This window comes from Variovorax sp. GW531-E2 (assembly GCF_059423125.1).
This window is the reverse complement of record NZ_JBWKXQ010000059.1, coordinates 12,172-26,572: the sequence shown is the minus strand read 5'-3', so window position 1 is coordinate 26,572 and position 14,401 is coordinate 12,172. Positions and strand designations below refer to the sequence as shown.

Here is a 14,401-nt window from a genome sequence, read left to right as displayed (position 1 = left end):
TCAGGCGGCGTGGGTGGTCGCGACGGTCATCTCGACCTCGACCGTCGCGTTCTTCGGCAGCGCATAGACGCCGACCGCCGTGCGCACATGCACGCCGGCCTCGCCGAACACGCGGTGCAGCAGGTCGGACGCGGCATCGGCCACCTCGCTTTGCTGCGTGAAGTCGGCGGTGCACTGCACGAACACGCCCACGCGCAGCACCTTCTCGACCGCATCGAGCGAGCCGAGTGCGCGGCGCAGCAGCGCGAGGCTGCGCAGCGCGCAGATCTGGGCGCCTTCGCGCGCGGTGTCGAGCGACACGGCATCGCCCACGCGGCCGGTGACGACCACCGTGGTGCCCACGCGCGGCACCTGGCCGCTGAGGTAGACGGTGCGGCCGTCGCGCACCAGCGGCACGTAATGGCCGCCGGCCAGGATCTCGCCGTCGAAGCGGTGGCCCAGTTCGGTGGCGATCAGGTCGGCGATCTGGTCGCGGCTGTGTGGTTCTGTCATCGGATGTCCAGGAAAACGGGCTGTCATTGTCGCCAACCGGTCCGGTGCGAACCGATACAGATCACGCCGACCGCGGGCAGAACAGTTCAGCCTTCGAATGCCAGGAACACCCGCCCGCCCTCGATCTTCACCGGGTAGGTGCGCAGGTCTTCGGTGAGCGGCGCGCACATCGCCTTGCCGCTGCGCACGTCGAAGCGGCCCTGGTGCAGCGGGCATTCGATCTCGTGGCCTTCCAGGAAACCGTCGCACAGCCGCGCATGGCCGTGCGTGCAGATGTTGTCGGTGGCGTGGATGCCGTCGTCGGTGCCGTACAGCGCGATGTCGCGCCCCTGCACCTCGATGCCGACCACGTCGTCGGCGGGAACGTCGTCGACCGCCGCGGCGTCGACCCAGGTCATCGTGCTCATCGTGTGCTCCCTTTTCTCAATCGGGCTTGAGGCCGGCGCGGTCGATCACCGGCTTCCAGCGGCGCAGTTCCTCGTCCATGAACTTCGACAAACCTTCGGGCGTGCTGCCCACGGGGTCGAAGTACGCGGTCTGCAGGCGCTTGACTGTCTCGGGGTCTTTCAGCGCGGCGGCAATCTCACGGCTCATGCGCTGCACCACGTCGTTCGGCGTGCCCTTGGGCGCCATGTAGGCGAACCACGGCACGGCCTGGATGTCGGGCAGGCCCGATTCGCGCAGCGTGGGCAGCTCGGGCAGCAAGGCCGAACGCTCGGCCGAGGTGACGGCCAGCGCCTTCAGGCGGCCGGCCTTGGCCTGCGGCATCACCGTGACCGGCGGCAGGCAGGCGTACTGCACGTCGCCCTGCACGATGGCCGTCACGGCCTGGCCCGACGAGGCATACGGAATGTGCACCGCGAACGACTGCGTCTTCGCCTTGATGAGCTCCACGCCCAGGTGCGAGATCGAGCCGTTGCCGGTCGAGGCGAAGTTGAACTTGCCGGGGTTCTTCTTCATCGCCGCCAGCCAGCCCTTGACCGAATCGACGCCCATCGAATTCGAGACCGCGCAGACGTTCGGCGTGGTCGCGGCCAGCGACACCGGCACGAGGTCCTTGAACGGGTCGTACGGCAGGTTCTTGTAGAGGATGGTGTTGTAGACCAGCGGCGCGTTCACCGACAGCAGGAAGGTGTAGCCGTCGGGCTGCGCCTTCGAGACGGAATCGGTGCCGCTGTTGCCGCCCGCGCCGGGCTTGTTCTCGACGATCAGCGGCTGGCCGATGCGCGCCGCGAGCTTATCGTTGACGATGCGCGCCAGGATGTCGGGCGACGAACCCGCCGCGAACGGCACCACGATGCGCACGGGGCGCTGCGGCCAGTCCTGCGCATGGGCGGCCGCGGCCAGGGCCACGGCGGTGAAGGCGACGAAGAGGCGTGCGCGCGTCATGGCTGCCCCTCCACGTCGACCATGCCCACGTGGTCCTGCTGCTCGCGCGCGATGAAGCCGGCGATGAGCGCGCGGTAGGCGGCCTCGACCACCTCGGGGTAGGCGCCCTCCTTCTCGGCCAGCGCCTTCACCTTGTCGATCACTTCCTGCTGGCGCTGCGGCGCCGACACCTGGAAGGCGTCGCGCTTGAAGCGCGCGGCGTCCTTCACGTAGCGGCCGCGCTCGGCCAGCAGCGCGACGATCTGGCGGTCGAGCCGGTCGATGTTCTCGCGCACCTCGGCCAAGTTGGCGCACAGCGGCACGTAGGCCGGGTCGGTGAAGCGGCGCAGGGGCGCACCGTGGGTCTCTGGTTCTTTTTCTGGCATGGCTCTGTTTCAGATGGGGTAAATGATGGAATTCGGGATCATTTCGCTGTCGAACACGCACAGGCGCGACGCGAACTTCAGGCCTTCGGGCGTAGGCACGACCTTGTCGATGTAGCGCCCGACATTGAACACGGTCGACGGCCCATCGAGCTTGGTGCGGAACACCGCGTAGTTGGCCTCGCTGTGGATGGTGCCGTCGTCGTCGACGCGGTGCACCAGCGGCAGGCCCACCACGTGGCGCTGGTAGTACGGGTCGTGGAACAGCGTCTCCTTGATGCCGTAGACGCGGTCCTCGAGCATGCCCCGGCTTTCGAACGAGAGCGTGGCCAGCGGCAGGCCGCGTTCGTGGTTCTCGCGCGGCTGCAGGCGGTAGCTGCACTGCTCGGTGAAGAACGCGGGCCACAGGTCCCAGTCGCCCGAATCGACGGCGTGCGCGTACGCCGCATACAGGCGCGACAGGTCGAGGTAGGTGGACGTATCGAGCGTGCTCATGCGGCCTCCATTACTTCGCGCCAGTAGCGGTACATGCCGCGGATCAGCGTCTCGGTCACCATGTGGTCGGTGTTCTCCACCTCGCGCCCGCCGAGCTCGGCCAGCGTGCGGTGGTAGGGCTTCTGCTCGAAGCCTTCCTGCGAGAACTCGATCACCTCGCCGTCGTCGGCCGACACGAAGCCCGCCGGCCCGAACAGGTTGGCCTGGCGCAGGCGGCGCTGCGTCATCTCGGGCGTGTCGTCCTCGAAGCCGAAATGCGTCCAGACGAAATCGAAGGCGTCGTGGCCCACGGGCTGGATGTGGCGCGTCGACACGCTGTTGACCTGCTGCTGCAGGATCAGGCTGGGGAACAGCGTCATCATCACCGCCGTCGGCCCGCCCCACCAGGGCTCGGGCACGATGTCGAGAAAGCGCGGGTCTTTCAGCTGCATGCTTTCCTTGAAGCTCGACACCTGCGTCACCTGCGCGGCCTTGCCGGCGCTGCCGCGCGTGGAGATCATGGCGGCGTGGCGCCCGCGCGTGTCCATCTTCAGCTCCGACTTGTTGTCGGCGCGCCAGAGCCCGAAGGTCACGAACCAGGTGTGCAGCAGGCCCGGGTGGTACGGGTCCTTGATGTTCTCCTGCATGAGCTTCCAGTTGCCCGGAATGCGCTGGCGGCTGTAGCCCAGGATGGTGAGCTTGCGGCCGTCGAACAGGCGGTCGAAGTAATGCAGGATGTCGGGGCCGAGAAAGTCTTCGAACGATTCGATGTCGTGGTCGAATGACGCGAACACCACGCCGCCGCGCGACGCGACCTTGAGCTTGTTCAGGCCGTGGTCCTCGGTCTTGAAGTCGGCCGGCATGCCGCCGTGGACCTTGCCGTCCTGCTTCACGCCACGGCGAAACGGCACGCCCTGCAGGTCGCCCTTGAGCGTGTAGTTCCACTGGTGATACGGGCAGACGAACTCTTTCTTGTTGCCGTGGCGCTCTCGGCAGAACTGCATGCCGCGGTGGGCGCAGACGTTCTCGAACACGTGGATGGCGCCTTCTTCGTCGCGCGACAGGATGACCGAGCGCTCGCCGATGGCGGTGCGCTTGAAGTCGCCCGGGTTCGGAATCTCGGCTTCGAGGCCGACATAGCACCAGTGCTTGTCGTAGAAGAAGCGCTGCAGTTCCTTCTTGTGCAGCGCCTCGTCGGTGTAGGCCATGAAGGGAATGCGGCTGGTCTTTTCGCTCTCCCAGCGCAGTTCGATGGGGAAGACGGCTGGCGTGGTCATCGGGTCTCCTTTTCTCTTGTTCGGTTCTTCAGGTGCCTTGCAGATAGAAGGCATCGGCATGCGTCTGCTCGGGCGCCAGGCCGTGCGCCTGCACCAGCCGGCTCGCGGCCTCCACCATGGGCGGCGAACCGCACAGGTAGGCGCGCCAGCCTTCGAGCCCCGCGGGCAGGTCGGCGCGGATCGCGTCGGTGATGAGCCCCAGCCGCTGGCCGTCGCGCGCGGGGCCGGCGACCACCACCACGTGCACCTTCAGGCCGGGGTGCTGCGCCTGCAGTTCGCGCAGCTCGGGCAGGCCGTACACGTCGGCATCGGAACGCACGCCGAGGTAAAGGTGGATCGGCTGCACGAGCCCCGCCGCGACCGCGCCGCGCACGATCGACAGGATGGGCGCGAGCCCCGTGCCGCCCGCCGCGCAGAGCATCGGCCCGCGGTGCTTGGTCCGCAGGTAGGCGGTGCCCAGCGGGCCGCTCACGCGCACGGTGTCGCCCACGCGCAGCTGCTCGAAGATGTGGGCCGTGACGCGGCCGCCCGGCACGCGGCGCACATGGAATTCGAGCTCCGCGTCGCGGCTCAGCCCGGCCATCGAGTACGGCCGTGCCAACTCGGGGCCGAACTGCAGCTGCGCGTACTGGCCCGGCGAGAACGCCAGCGGCTTGTTGGGCTTGAGGCGCAGGCGGCGGATGTCGTGCGTGAGCACGTCGATGCCCGTGACCGTCGCCTTGAGCACGCGCGCCGGGTGCACCACCACCTCGTCGGGCTCGGGAATCTCGATGGTGCAGCTTTCGGTCAGCGTGCTCTGGCAGGCCAGCACGTAGCGCTCGCCCTGCCCGTCGGGCCGGATCGCGTCCTGGCCGCCGTCGAGCAGCTGACCCGACACCACCTTGCAGCGGCAGGTGCCGCAGCGCCCCGACATGCAGCTGTACGACACCGGCACCTGGTGCTCGCGCAGCACCTCGAGCAGGTTCGCGCCGGGGCGGACCTCGAGGGTGCGGGCAAGGGGGTGAATGTGCAGGTCCATCGTCGGGCTCTCTTTTTCTGGCGCCGGCGGCAGGGCCGGCTTGTCTCTGGGCACGGATGATGCGCGGCCTCTTCCGATTGACCAATAGAATCTGGTGAATCGGCTGTATCACCGGCATGAATAAAGGTGCGCCATGCAACTCAAGGACATCGACCTCAACCTGCTGCTGGTGTTCGACCGCATGCTGGCCGAGAAGCGCGTGTCGACCGTGGCCGAGTCGCTGGGCCTGTCGCAGCCCGCCATCAGCAACGCGCTGGCGCGCCTGCGCAAGCTGCTGGGCGACGAGCTTTTTCTGCGCACCGCGCGCGGCATGGAGCCCACGCCCTTCGCGCTGCAGCTGGCCGAGCCGGTGGCCTACGCCATGGGCGCGCTGCACACGGCACTCAACCAGCAGGTGGTGTTCGACCCCGCCACGAGCACGCGCAGCTTCACGCTCGCCATGACCGACATCGGCGAGATCTACTTCACGCCGCGCCTCATGGAAACGCTCTCGGCCGCCGCGCCGGGCGTGACCATCAGCACGCTGCGCAACAACACCGCGACCCACCTGCGCGACGACCTGGAGGCCGGCCATGTCGACATCGCCATCGGCCTGCTGCCGCAGCTCAAGTCGGGCGTGTTCCAGCGCCGGCTGTTCCTGCAGCGTTATGTGTGCCTGTTCGCCGGTACGCACCCGCTGGCGCGCAAGCGCAGCGTGTCACTGAAGGACTTCAGCGCAGCGGACCACGTGCAGGTGCAGGCCGCCGGCACGGGCCACGGCAAGGCCGACGACGTGATGGCGGCGCAGGGCATCCAGCGCCGCATCCGGCTCAAAGTGCCGCACTTCGTGGCCATCGGCCACATCCTGCAGTCGAGCGAGATGATCGCGACCGTGCCCGAGCGGCTGGCGCGCAGCATCGCCGAGCCCTTCGGCCTGGTGTGGCGACCGCACCCCGTGGCGCTGCCGCAGATCGCGATCAACCTGTTCTGGCACGCGAAGGTGCACCGCGACCCGGGCAACCAGTGGCTGCGCGGGCTGCTGTTCGATACCTTTGCGGATCAGGACGGCGCTTAGGCGGGCCAGCGGCCCAGCACCTCGTGCACGCCCTCGCCCACGTGGCTGTCGATGAGCACCAGCGAATGGGCGGCCCACCGCGCGGGCGCTTCGAGCGCGTGCTTTTCGAGCTTGCGCCGCGCATGGGCGACAGTCATGTGCGGCGTGAACGCGCGCGAGGGCTTCAGGCCGACATCGGCCAGCGCCTCGCCCAGGCGCTGCCTGAACGCGCACAACGCCGCGACGTTGGCCTCGTCGTCGGCGCACAGCACCAGCGCGCCCTTGGCGTAGCTCATGGACTTTTCGAAAACGACATCGAGCGCCGGCACGGGCACCGCGGCAGCCGCGGTCGATGCCTGGGCCACCTTGTCGGCGGGCACCTGGTCGTGGTTGCCGAGGTCGAGCAGCGTGACATGCAGGCGCGGCGCCTCGACCACCGTGCCCTTCAGGGCGTGTTGGGAGTTCATGCGCGCGCCGAGCGCGGCGATGGTTTCGGCGTCTTGCGGGGTGGGAAGCAGTGCGAAGAAAAGCGAGTGCGGCAGCGGCGCCTTGCGAGGGGCCTGGGTGCCGCGAGGCCGCGGCAGGGGCCGCGGCGGGGGATCGATTCCGGGAAGAAGAAGCTGAGCTGACATGTGTCGATCATCGCGCATGGCAAGGGCCCTTCATGAGGCCTTCAGCAAACGCGAAGCTCGTCTTCAGCTTGGTTTTTGAGAATCGTCGGACGGTGGCGGCAAGGCGAACAACGACAAGCCGCCCATCCACGCATTCATTCAATCGATCAATCAACCAACAGGATTTCATCTTGACGAAAACGCAAGCCCGCCTCGCACTCGCAGCCCTCTGGCTCGGCACCGCCTCCGTCGGCGCCTTCGCCGCCGGTCTGGACAAGGACACCGGGCTGTATGTCGGCGGCGCCATCGGCCGCTCCAGCTACAGCCTGTCGTCCTCGAAAAACGCCCCCGTGCCCGTGCCATGGGGCGGCAAGAAGGCCGACAAGAGCGGCACGTCCTACAAGCTGTATGGCGGCTACCGCCTGACCGAGCACTTCGGCGTGGAAGCCGGCTACGCCCGTCTCGGCAGCGTGAGCCAATGGAGCTCGGCCTACGGCGGCTCCCGGCTGCAGACCGGCACCGGCCAGGTCTTCTACGCCGCCGCCACCGCCCGCATGCCGCTGGGCGACGCCTTCGCCCTCAACGGCCGCCTCGGCGTGGCACGTGGACGCATCTCCGGCGACAACAAGTGGGCCCCGGCCAACCAGCGTATTTCGGGCAGCGGCACGGGCCTGATGGTCGGTGTCGGCGCCGAGTACCGCATGACGCAGAACCTCGCGATCACGGCCGACTACGACTACTTCGGCAAGCTGTCGAAGCAGGCCAAGGGCGGGATGTTCACGGTGGGGTTGAAGGCGAGCTTCTGATCATCGGGTCACCCGCCAAAGAAGAAAGGCGCCTTGCGGCGCCTTTCTTCTTTTCAGGAACTCATTCCCACTCGATCGTCGCCGGCGGCTTGCTCGACACGTCGTAGGTCACGCGGTTGATGCCGCGCACCTCGTTGATGATGCGGCCCGACACCTTCTTGAGCAGCGCGTACGGCAGCTCGGCCCAGTCGGCGGTCATGAAGTCGCTGGTCTGCACGGCGCGCAGCGCGACGACGTAGTCGTAGGTACGGCCGTCGCCCATCACGCCCACGCTCTTCACGGGCAGGAACACGGTGAAGGCCTGGCTCGTGAGGTCGTACCAGGTCTTGCCGGTCTCGGCGTCGGTGAAGTTGCGCAGCTCTTCGATGAAGATCGCGTCGGCACGGCGCAGCAGGTCGGCGTATTCCTTCTTCACTTCGCCCAGGATGCGCACGCCCAGACCCGGGCCGGGGAACGGGTGGCGGTACACCATCTCGGGCGGCAGGCCGAGGGCCACGCCGAGTTCGCGCACTTCGTCCTTGAACAGGTCGCGCAGCGGTTCGAGCAGCTTGAGGCCGAGCTGCTCGGGCAGGCCGCCCACGTTGTGGTGGCTCTTGATGGTGACGGCCTTCTTGCTCTTGGCGCCGCCCGACTCGATGACGTCGGGGTAGATCGTGCCCTGCGCCAGGAAGGTCGCGCCCTTGTGGCCGCCGTCGCCGGCCTTGAGTTTGGCGGCTTCCTGCTTGAACACGGTGACGAACTCGCCGCCGATGATCTTGCGCTTGGCTTCGGGGTCGCTCACGCCGGCGAGCTTGCCCAGGAACAGGTCGCTGGCATCGACGCGGATGACCTTCGCGTGCAGCTTGCCTTCGAACATCTCCATGACCATGTCGCCTTCGTTCAGGCGCAGCAGGCCGTGGTCGACGAACACGCAGGTGAGCTGGTCGCCGATGGCGCGGTGGATGAGCGCGGCAGCCACGCTCGAATCGACACCGCCCGAGAGGCCCAGGATGACTTCTTCATCGCCCACCTGCTCGCGGATCTTCTGCACGGCTTCGGCGATGTGGTCGCGCATGACCCAGTCGGGCTTGGCCTCGCAGATGCCGAGCACGAAGCGGTCGATGATGGCCTTGCCCTGCACCGTGTGCGTGACTTCAGGATGGAACTGCAGCGCGTAGTAGCGGCGCGCCTCGTCGGCCATGCCGGCGATGGGGCAGCTGTCGGTGCTGGCCATGAGCTTGAAGCCGGGCGGCAGCTCGGTGACCTTGTCGCCGTGGCTCATCCACACGTTGAGCATGCCGTGACCTTCGGGCGTGGTGAAGTCGGCGATGTCCTTCAGCAGCGCGGTGTGGCCATGGGCGCGCACGGCGGCGAAGCCGAACTCGCGCTTGTGGCCGCCTTCGACCTTGCCGCCGAGCTGGTGCGCCATGGTCTGCATGCCGTAGCAGATGCCGAGCACCGGAATGCCGAGGTCGAACACGGCTTGCGGGCACTTGTCGGTGGTCTCTTCGTACACGCTGGCGTGGCTGCCCGAGAGGATCACGCCCTTGAGGTGGCCGTCGGCCGCGTACTCGCGTACCCACTCGTCGGTGACGTCGCAGGGATGCACTTCGCTGAGCACGTGCGCTTCGCGCACGCGGCGTGCGATGAGCTGGGTGACTTGCGAGCCGAAGTCGAGGATGAGGATCTTGTCGTGTTGCATGGCGAAAGGACTCAGAGCGTTGAAATGTCGAACAGCTTGACGCCCGCGTGCGGCGCCGCCTGGATGAGGTGCTCGTCGAAGGTGGCGAGCGGAAGGTTGAGCGATTTGGCGAGCCAGAGGTAGCCCGCATCGTAGAGCGAGACGCCCGCGTCGATGGCCACGGCGAGCACGGCCTTGTGCTGGGCCGGCGCGAGGTCGTGCAACTCCACGCGGTGGCGGATGGCGTCGAGCACGCTCCACAAGCCCTCGACGGCCGATGCCGGGATGCGGCCGCTGCGCACGCCGTTGGCGAGGATGTTGGCGCACTCCCATTGCCAGGCATTGGGCGCCTGCGGCTCGACCTCGTCGCGGCGGATGGCGGCGTAGAGCCTGCGGGTGTGTTCGCTGGCCTGGTCGGGCAGCAGCCAGGCGGCAGTGACCGAGGCGTCCATGACGAAAGCGGTCATGGCTGGCGTCCCTGGTCCAGGAGTTCGCGGGTCGTGGGACCGGGCTGGATGGTGGCGTGCAGCGCGTCGATCTGCCCGAGCTCGCGGGCGATCTGCTCGTCGGTGATGACGGGTTTGCGCCGTACCGGCAGCATGCGCACGACTTCCTTGCCGTGGCGGGTGATGCGAACCTCCTCGCCCTTTTCGACCAGGTCGATCAGGGCCGAGAAGTTGTTCTTGGCTTCAGCGATGCCGATGGATTGCATTTGGGCCAGAAATTTTGAATCTGGCCCAAATTTTAAACCGAGTCTGGCCTGACTTTCAAGGTCTGGCCAGATTGGGCTTACTCAGCGCGGTAGTTCGGGGCTTCCTTCGTGATCTGCACGTCGTGGACGTGGCTCTCACGGATGCCGGCCGTGGTGATCTCGACGAACTCGGCCTTGTTCTGCATGTCCTCGATGGTCGCGCAGCCGCAGTAGCCCATGCTGGCGCGCACGCCGCCGGCCATCTGGTAGACGATGGAGACGATCGAGCCCTTGTAGGGCACGCGGCCTTCGATGCCTTCGGGCACGAGCTTGTCGGTGTTGGGGTTGCCGGTGGTCGATTCCTGGAAGTACCGGTCGGCACTGCCCTGCTGCATCGCGCCGATGGAGCCCATGCCGCGGTAGCTCTTGTAGCTGCGGCCCTGGTACAGCACGATTTCGCCCGGCGCCTCTTCGGTGCCGGCGAACATGCTGCCCATCATCACGGTGCTGGCGCCGGCCGCGATGGCCTTGGCGATGTCGCCCGAGTAGCGCACGCCGCCGTCGGAGATCAGCGGAATGCCCGTGCCGTGCAGCGCGGTGGCGACGCTGTCGACCGCCATGATCTGCGGCACGCCCACGCCGGCCACGATGCGGGTGGTGCAGATGGAACCCGGGCCGATGCCGACCTTGACGGCGTCGGCGCCGGCGTCGGCCAGTGCGCGTGCGGCGTCGCCGGTGGCGATGTTGCCGCCGATGACGTCGACCTGCGGATAGTTCTTCTTGACCCAGCGCACGCGCTCGATCACGCCGGCGCTGTGGCCGTGGGCGGTGTCGACCACGATGGCATCAACGCCGGCCTTCACCAGGGCTTCGACGCGCTCTTCGGTGCCGTCACCCACGCCGACCGCCGCGCCCACGCGCAGACGGCCGTTGGCGTCGCGTGCGGCATTGGGGAAGCTGGTCTGCTTGGTGATGTCCTTGACGGTGATGAGGCCCTTGAGCTCCCAGTCGCCGTTGATGACCAGCAGGCGCTCGAGCTTGTGCTTGTTCAGCAGCGCCTTGGCTTCGGCCAGCGTGGTGCCGTCGGGCACGGTGATGAGCCGGTCGCGCTGCGTCATGATTTCGCTGACGGGCACGTCGTAGCGGTTCTCGAAGCGCAGGTCGCGCCCCGTGACGATGCCGACGACCTTGCCGCCGTCGATCACCGGGAAACCCGAGATGCCGAGCTGGTCGGACAGTGCCATCACCTGGCGCACGGAGTGCGTCGGCGTGATCACCACCGGGTCGCGCAACACGCCCGACTCGTAGCGCTTGACGCGGGCCACTTCGGCGGCCTGTTGCTGCGCGGTGAGGTTCTTGTGCACGATGCCGATGCCACCCTCCTGCGCGATGGCGATCGCGAGGCGGGCTTCGGTCACGGTGTCCATGGCCGCCGAGACGAGCGGCAGGTTCAGCGTGATGTTGCGGGAGAACTTGGTGGCGAGAGACGTGTCCTTGGGCAGGACTTGGGAGAATGCTGGCACCAACAACACGTCGTCGAAGGTGAGCGCTTTGCCGAGAAGGCGCATGGGTGAGGCTCCAAAAGACGGATTGTAACGAGGCCCTCGCCCGCTTCGCCGGCGCGGGTTCTTTTTGACCGTTGCAAAACCGCCTATTCCGGATGTTGCAAAAAGTAAGGCCCAGCTAAACTCCGCGCATGAATCTCCTGCATTGGCTGGTACTGGGTTGCGCGTGCGCGCTGCCGCTCTCGGCGAGCGCGCAATGGCAATGGGTCGACAACAGCGGCAAGAAGGTCTTCAGCGACCAGCCGCCGCCCACCGACATCCCCGAAAAGAACATCCTGCGCCGCGCCGGCCCCTCGCCGTCGGCCCGGGCGCCCGCCCCGGCCACGCCGGCCGCCGAGGGAAGCAGCGAGACGGCGGCAGCCCCCAAGGCCGCGCCGCCGCCCAAGCCGACGGGCGTGGACAAGGAACTCGAGGAAAAGACCAAGAAGGCCGAGGCCGAGCAGAAGGCCAAGGAAGCGGCTGAAGCAGCCAAGATCGCCAAGGCCAAGGCCGACAACTGCGCCCGTGCGCGCGAGAACAAGAACACCATCGACAGCGGCATCCGCATCGCCAAGGTCAATGCCAAGGGCGAGCGCGAGTTCATGGACGACGCCGCACGCGCCGACGCGCAAAAGCGCGCTCAAACGGTCATCGACGCCGACTGCAAGTAAGCCGGCAACGGCGGCTGCTCAGTAGCCGTCCTTGCCGCCCTTGCGCTTGTTCGCAAACAGGCCCGTGCCGCGCGCCCCCTGGCGCTGGAAGCGTTCACGGCGCGCCACCTTCGGATCGACCGTGAGCGGACGGCACAGCTCGATGCGGTCGCCGTCCTTCAACGGCTGCTCCCACGCCACCGCCCGGCCCCAGATGCCCGGCGTCATGGCATGCCGCCAGTCCAGGTCGGGAAAGCGCTGCATGAGATCGCTGGCCTTCACCGCCTCGGCCACCGCGGTGCCGGGCGCGAGCTGCAGGACCTGCTCGAACACCTCGCGCGCCGCCGGCGAACAGCTCAGCGTGACCTCGATGCGGCGATCGGCCATCAGCCTTCGCCGTAGACCTGTTCGGCGCGCTTGACGAAGGCCTCGACCAGGCTCGAGGCGATGGTGTCGAACACCGGCCCCACCAGGGCCTGCAGCGCGAAGTTGCTGAAGCCGTAGCTCATCTGCAGCTCGACGCGGCAGGCGCGTTCACCCTGCTCGCCCACGGGGTGGAATTTCCAGGTGCCGTCGAGGTTGGAGAACGGCCCGTCGACCAGCTTCAGCTGCACCTCGCGGCCTGCGATGTGCGTGTTGCGGGTGGTGAAACTCTGGTGCAGCCCGGCGAAGGCCAGGCCGACTTCGGCGGTCATGCCGCCTTCGTCCTGCTCGATGACGCGCGACTTGTCGCACCAGGGCAGGAACTGCGGGTACTTCGCCACATCGGTGACGAGCGCGTACATTTCTTCGGCGCTGTACCAGATGAGGACGGACTTGTGGACTGTTTTCATAGAATCGGCACAGCGTGCGCGACGGATTGTATTGAAGCCATGCGCCCCCAACTTCTCGAGCCATGGCCACCAAGAAACAAGACACCTCCTCCCGCATCGCCGACAACAAGAAGGCCGCCTACAACTATTTCTTCGAAGAACGCTTCGAGGCCGGCATGGTCCTCGAGGGTTGGGAAGTCAAGTCGCTGCGTGAAGGCAAGGTGCAGCTGACCGACGGCTACGTGGTGATCCGCGACGGCGAGTTGTTCGTGGTCGGCTGCCAGATCAACCCGCTCAAGAGCGCCTCGACGCACGTCAATCCTGATTCGGTCCGCACCAAGAAGTTGCTGCTGCACAAGGAAGAGATCAAGCGCCTCGTCGGCAAGGTCGAGCAAAAGGGCTACACGCTGGTGCCGCTGAACCTGCACTGGAAGGCCGGCAAGGTGAAGTGCGAGATCGCGCTCGCCAAGGGCAAGGCCGAGCACGACAAGCGCGACACCATCAAGGACCGCGAAGGCAAGCGCGAAGTCGAGCGCGCGATGAAGAGCCGCAACCGCTGATTTTTCTTTTTTGGGCGGCATGGAATAAAACGCGCGCTGCGGGCGTTTGTGCGGTGTCATCGATCCTCGATGCCATCAACCCAGGAGTCTTTCCATGTCGCCTCTTCGCATGTCTTCCGCCGGCATCGCCGCCGCACTGCTCGGCAGCCTGCTCGCCCTCCCCGCGTTCGCCCAGCCCAAGGCCGCCGATGGCGCGCTGGTCGGTGCGAACGGCATGACGCTCTACACCTTCGACAAGGACACGGCCGGCAGCGGCAAGTCGGCCTGCAACGGCGGCTGCGCCACCAACTGGCCGCCCTTCATGGCAGCCGACAGCGACAAGCCGAGCGGCGACTTCACCATCGTCACGCGCGACGACGGCAAGAAGCAATGGGCCGCCAAGGGCTGGCCGCTGTACTACTGGGTGAAGGACACCAAGCCGGGCGACAAGACCGGCGACGGCGTCAACGGCACCTGGAAAACCGCCAAGCCCTGAGTCGGACAGGCTCCCGGCCCACCCATGGACGCCCGCCTGCTGGTCGAGCACATCCCGAGCCTGCGCCGCTATGCGCGCGCGCTCACGGGCAATGCCTGGGCGGCCGACGACCTGGTGCAGGACACGCTCGAGCGGGCCTGCGGCAAGTGGCGGCTCTGGGTGGTGGGCACCGACCTGCGCGCCTGGCTCTTCACGGTCATGCACAACCTCTTCGCCAGCCAGGTGCGACGCCGGCCGCCACCGCATGCGCTCGTGCCGCTGGACGATGTGGCGCCCGAGCAGTTGCAAGGCGGCGCTGACCCAAGCCTGGGCCTCGACCTGCAGCGCTGCCTGATGCAACTGCCCGAGGAGCAACGCGCCGTGCTGCTGCTGGTGACGCTCGAAGACCTGTCCTACGCCGAGGTGGCGAAGGTGCTCGGCATTCCGGTCGGCACCGTGATGTCGCGCCTCTCGCGCGCCCGCCTTCGCCTGCAGGAACTGATGGACGGCGCCGCCGCGTCCAGCCGCCCCGGCCTGCGCCGCCTCAAGTGATTTGAAGCACCCCGCC

Annotated in this window: 20 protein-coding genes; 6 read left to right on the top strand and 14 right to left on the bottom strand. The window is 67.3% G+C overall.

Annotated elements, in window-relative coordinates; translation table 11 throughout:
- The 7 genes from AC07XP_RS25840 to AC07XP_RS25810 all read right to left on the bottom strand — a co-directional run bounded on the left by AC07XP_RS25840 (position 1) and on the right by AC07XP_RS25810 (position 5,012).
- On the bottom strand, positions 1–492 hold the full coding sequence (locus AC07XP_RS25840) for a RidA family protein (protein WP_495262514.1): 492 nt from the start codon (positions 490–492) through the stop codon (positions 1–3).
- An 86-nt stretch (positions 493–578) separates the two neighbouring features.
- Positions 579–899 carry a non-heme iron oxygenase ferredoxin subunit gene (locus AC07XP_RS25835; RefSeq protein ID WP_056580656.1) on the bottom strand — a complete coding sequence of 107 codons (321 nt, stop codon included), beginning with the start codon at positions 897–899 and terminating at the stop codon, positions 579–581.
- 16 nt (positions 900–915) lie between these two features.
- A complete protein-coding gene (locus AC07XP_RS25830) occupies positions 916–1,881 on the bottom strand; it encodes a Bug family tripartite tricarboxylate transporter substrate binding protein (RefSeq protein ID WP_495266284.1) in 966 nt (321 codons plus the stop codon).
- Positions 1,878–2,246: a chorismate mutase gene (locus AC07XP_RS25825; RefSeq protein ID WP_495266283.1), complete on the bottom strand. Its 369-nt coding sequence runs from the start codon at positions 2,244–2,246 to the stop codon at positions 1,878–1,880. Before AC07XP_RS25825 ends, AC07XP_RS25830 begins: the two co-directional genes overlap by 4 nt.
- 9 nt (positions 2,247–2,255) lie before the next feature.
- Positions 2,256–2,738: an aromatic-ring-hydroxylating dioxygenase subunit beta gene (locus AC07XP_RS25820; protein WP_070060755.1), complete on the bottom strand. Its 483-nt coding sequence runs from the start codon at positions 2,736–2,738 to the stop codon at positions 2,256–2,258.
- Complete coding sequence (locus AC07XP_RS25815; RefSeq protein ID WP_495266282.1) at positions 2,735–3,994, bottom strand: aromatic ring-hydroxylating dioxygenase subunit alpha; 1,260 nt, start codon at positions 3,992–3,994, stop codon at positions 2,735–2,737. The genes AC07XP_RS25820 and AC07XP_RS25815 overlap by 4 nt, the downstream gene beginning before the upstream one ends.
- A gap of 28 nt (positions 3,995–4,022) precedes the next feature.
- Positions 4,023–5,012, bottom strand: coding sequence for a 2Fe-2S iron-sulfur cluster-binding protein (locus AC07XP_RS25810; RefSeq protein ID WP_495266281.1), 990 nt, complete (start codon positions 5,010–5,012; stop codon positions 4,023–4,025).
- Positions 5,013–5,145: 133 nt separating this feature from the next.
- Here AC07XP_RS25810 and AC07XP_RS25805 point away from each other — a divergent pair, with 133 nt between their 5' ends.
- A complete protein-coding gene (locus tag AC07XP_RS25805) occupies positions 5,146–6,066 on the top strand; it encodes a LysR family transcriptional regulator (RefSeq protein WP_495266280.1) in 921 nt (306 codons plus the stop codon).
- Here AC07XP_RS25805 and AC07XP_RS25800 read toward each other — a convergent pair.
- Positions 6,063–6,512, bottom strand: coding sequence for a 2'-5' RNA ligase family protein (locus AC07XP_RS25800; RefSeq protein WP_495266279.1), 450 nt, complete (start codon positions 6,510–6,512; stop codon positions 6,063–6,065). The two genes, AC07XP_RS25805 and AC07XP_RS25800, sit on opposite strands and share 4 nt — an antisense overlap.
- A gap of 335 nt (positions 6,513–6,847) precedes the next feature.
- Here AC07XP_RS25800 and AC07XP_RS25795 point away from each other — a divergent pair, with 335 nt between their 5' ends.
- Complete coding sequence (locus AC07XP_RS25795) at positions 6,848–7,462, top strand: porin family protein (RefSeq protein WP_070060760.1); 615 nt, start codon at positions 6,848–6,850, stop codon at positions 7,460–7,462.
- A 61-nt stretch (positions 7,463–7,523) separates the two neighbouring features.
- On the opposite strand, the gene guaA is transcribed toward AC07XP_RS25795, so the two are convergent.
- From guaA to guaB, 4 genes are all read right to left on the bottom strand, one after another.
- Positions 7,524–9,143, bottom strand: a complete 1,620-nt coding sequence (guaA, locus tag AC07XP_RS25790) for a glutamine-hydrolyzing GMP synthase (RefSeq protein WP_487846896.1) — start codon at positions 9,141–9,143, stop codon at positions 7,524–7,526.
- 11 nt (positions 9,144–9,154) lie between these two features.
- Entirely contained in the window at positions 9,155–9,589 is a 435-nt protein-coding gene (locus tag AC07XP_RS25785) for a type II toxin-antitoxin system VapC family toxin (RefSeq protein ID WP_070060761.1), read from the bottom strand.
- Positions 9,586–9,834, bottom strand: coding sequence for a type II toxin-antitoxin system Phd/YefM family antitoxin (locus tag AC07XP_RS25780; RefSeq protein WP_070060762.1), 249 nt, complete (start codon positions 9,832–9,834; stop codon positions 9,586–9,588). The genes AC07XP_RS25785 and AC07XP_RS25780 overlap by 4 nt, the downstream gene beginning before the upstream one ends.
- Positions 9,835–9,911: 77 nt before the next feature.
- Entirely contained in the window at positions 9,912–11,381 is a 1,470-nt protein-coding gene (gene guaB / locus AC07XP_RS25775) for an IMP dehydrogenase (RefSeq protein ID WP_095948611.1), read from the bottom strand.
- 128 nt (positions 11,382–11,509) lie between these two features.
- On the opposite strand from guaB, the gene AC07XP_RS25770 reads away from it, so the two are divergent.
- Complete coding sequence (locus tag AC07XP_RS25770; protein ID WP_495266278.1) at positions 11,510–12,028, top strand: DUF4124 domain-containing protein; 519 nt, start codon at positions 11,510–11,512, stop codon at positions 12,026–12,028.
- Positions 12,029–12,046: 18 nt separating this feature from the next.
- Here the strand turns inward: AC07XP_RS25770 and AC07XP_RS25765 are convergent, their stop codons facing one another.
- On the bottom strand, positions 12,047–12,394 hold the full coding sequence (locus AC07XP_RS25765; RefSeq protein WP_062477848.1) for an RnfH family protein: 348 nt from the start codon (positions 12,392–12,394) through the stop codon (positions 12,047–12,049).
- A complete protein-coding gene (locus AC07XP_RS25760) occupies positions 12,394–12,840 on the bottom strand; it encodes a type II toxin-antitoxin system RatA family toxin (RefSeq protein WP_062477851.1) in 447 nt (148 codons plus the stop codon). Before AC07XP_RS25760 ends, AC07XP_RS25765 begins: the two co-directional genes overlap by 1 nt.
- 62 nt (positions 12,841–12,902) lie before the next feature.
- On the opposite strand from AC07XP_RS25760, the gene smpB reads away from it, so the two are divergent.
- The 3 genes from smpB (at position 12,903) to AC07XP_RS25745 (ending at position 14,385) form a co-directional block, all read left to right on the top strand.
- Positions 12,903–13,379 carry an SsrA-binding protein SmpB gene (gene smpB / locus AC07XP_RS25755; RefSeq protein WP_062477854.1) on the top strand — a complete coding sequence of 159 codons (477 nt, stop codon included), beginning with the start codon at positions 12,903–12,905 and terminating at the stop codon, positions 13,377–13,379.
- Positions 13,380–13,473: 94 nt separating this feature from the next.
- On the top strand, positions 13,474–13,854 hold the full coding sequence (locus AC07XP_RS25750) for a COG4315 family predicted lipoprotein (RefSeq protein ID WP_495266277.1): 381 nt from the start codon (positions 13,474–13,476) through the stop codon (positions 13,852–13,854).
- Positions 13,855–13,878: 24 nt separating this feature from the next.
- Complete coding sequence (locus AC07XP_RS25745) at positions 13,879–14,385, top strand: RNA polymerase sigma factor (protein WP_495266276.1); 507 nt, start codon at positions 13,879–13,881, stop codon at positions 14,383–14,385.
- Positions 14,386–14,401: the final 16 nt, after the last annotated feature.

Coding starts and splice junctions, on each gene's coding strand:
- AC07XP_RS25840 (WP_495262514.1), bottom strand. CDS start 492: ATGACAGAACCACACAGCCGCGACCAGATCGCCGACCTGATCGCCACC.
- AC07XP_RS25835 (WP_056580656.1), bottom strand. CDS start 899: ATGAGCACGATGACCTGGGTCGACGCCGCGGCGGTCGACGACGTTCCC.
- AC07XP_RS25830 (WP_495266284.1), bottom strand. CDS start 1,881: ATGACGCGCGCACGCCTCTTCGTCGCCTTCACCGCCGTGGCCCTGGCC.
- AC07XP_RS25825 (WP_495266283.1), bottom strand. CDS start 2,246: ATGCCAGAAAAAGAACCAGAGACCCACGGTGCGCCCCTGCGCCGCTTC.
- AC07XP_RS25820 (WP_070060755.1), bottom strand. CDS start 2,738: ATGAGCACGCTCGATACGTCCACCTACCTCGACCTGTCGCGCCTGTAT.
- AC07XP_RS25815 (WP_495266282.1), bottom strand. CDS start 3,994: ATGACCACGCCAGCCGTCTTCCCCATCGAACTGCGCTGGGAGAGCGAA.
- AC07XP_RS25810 (WP_495266281.1), bottom strand. CDS start 5,012: ATGGACCTGCACATTCACCCCCTTGCCCGCACCCTCGAGGTCCGCCCC.
- AC07XP_RS25805 (WP_495266280.1), top strand. CDS start 5,146: ATGCAACTCAAGGACATCGACCTCAACCTGCTGCTGGTGTTCGACCGC.
- AC07XP_RS25800 (WP_495266279.1), bottom strand. CDS start 6,512: ATGAACTCCCAACACGCCCTGAAGGGCACGGTGGTCGAGGCGCCGCGC.
- guaA (WP_487846896.1), bottom strand. CDS start 9,143: ATGCAACACGACAAGATCCTCATCCTCGACTTCGGCTCGCAAGTCACC.
- AC07XP_RS25785 (WP_070060761.1), bottom strand. CDS start 9,589: ATGACCGCTTTCGTCATGGACGCCTCGGTCACTGCCGCCTGGCTGCTG.
- AC07XP_RS25780 (WP_070060762.1), bottom strand. CDS start 9,834: ATGCAATCCATCGGCATCGCTGAAGCCAAGAACAACTTCTCGGCCCTG.
- guaB (WP_095948611.1), bottom strand. CDS start 11,381: ATGCGCCTTCTCGGCAAAGCGCTCACCTTCGACGACGTGTTGTTGGTG.
- AC07XP_RS25770 (WP_495266278.1), top strand. CDS start 11,510: ATGAATCTCCTGCATTGGCTGGTACTGGGTTGCGCGTGCGCGCTGCCG.
- AC07XP_RS25765 (WP_062477848.1), bottom strand. CDS start 12,394: ATGGCCGATCGCCGCATCGAGGTCACGCTGAGCTGTTCGCCGGCGGCG.
- AC07XP_RS25760 (WP_062477851.1), bottom strand. CDS start 12,840: ATGAAAACAGTCCACAAGTCCGTCCTCATCTGGTACAGCGCCGAAGAA.
- smpB (WP_062477854.1), top strand. CDS start 12,903: ATGGCCACCAAGAAACAAGACACCTCCTCCCGCATCGCCGACAACAAG.
- AC07XP_RS25750 (WP_495266277.1), top strand. CDS start 13,474: ATGTCGCCTCTTCGCATGTCTTCCGCCGGCATCGCCGCCGCACTGCTC.
- AC07XP_RS25745 (WP_495266276.1), top strand. CDS start 13,879: ATGGACGCCCGCCTGCTGGTCGAGCACATCCCGAGCCTGCGCCGCTAT.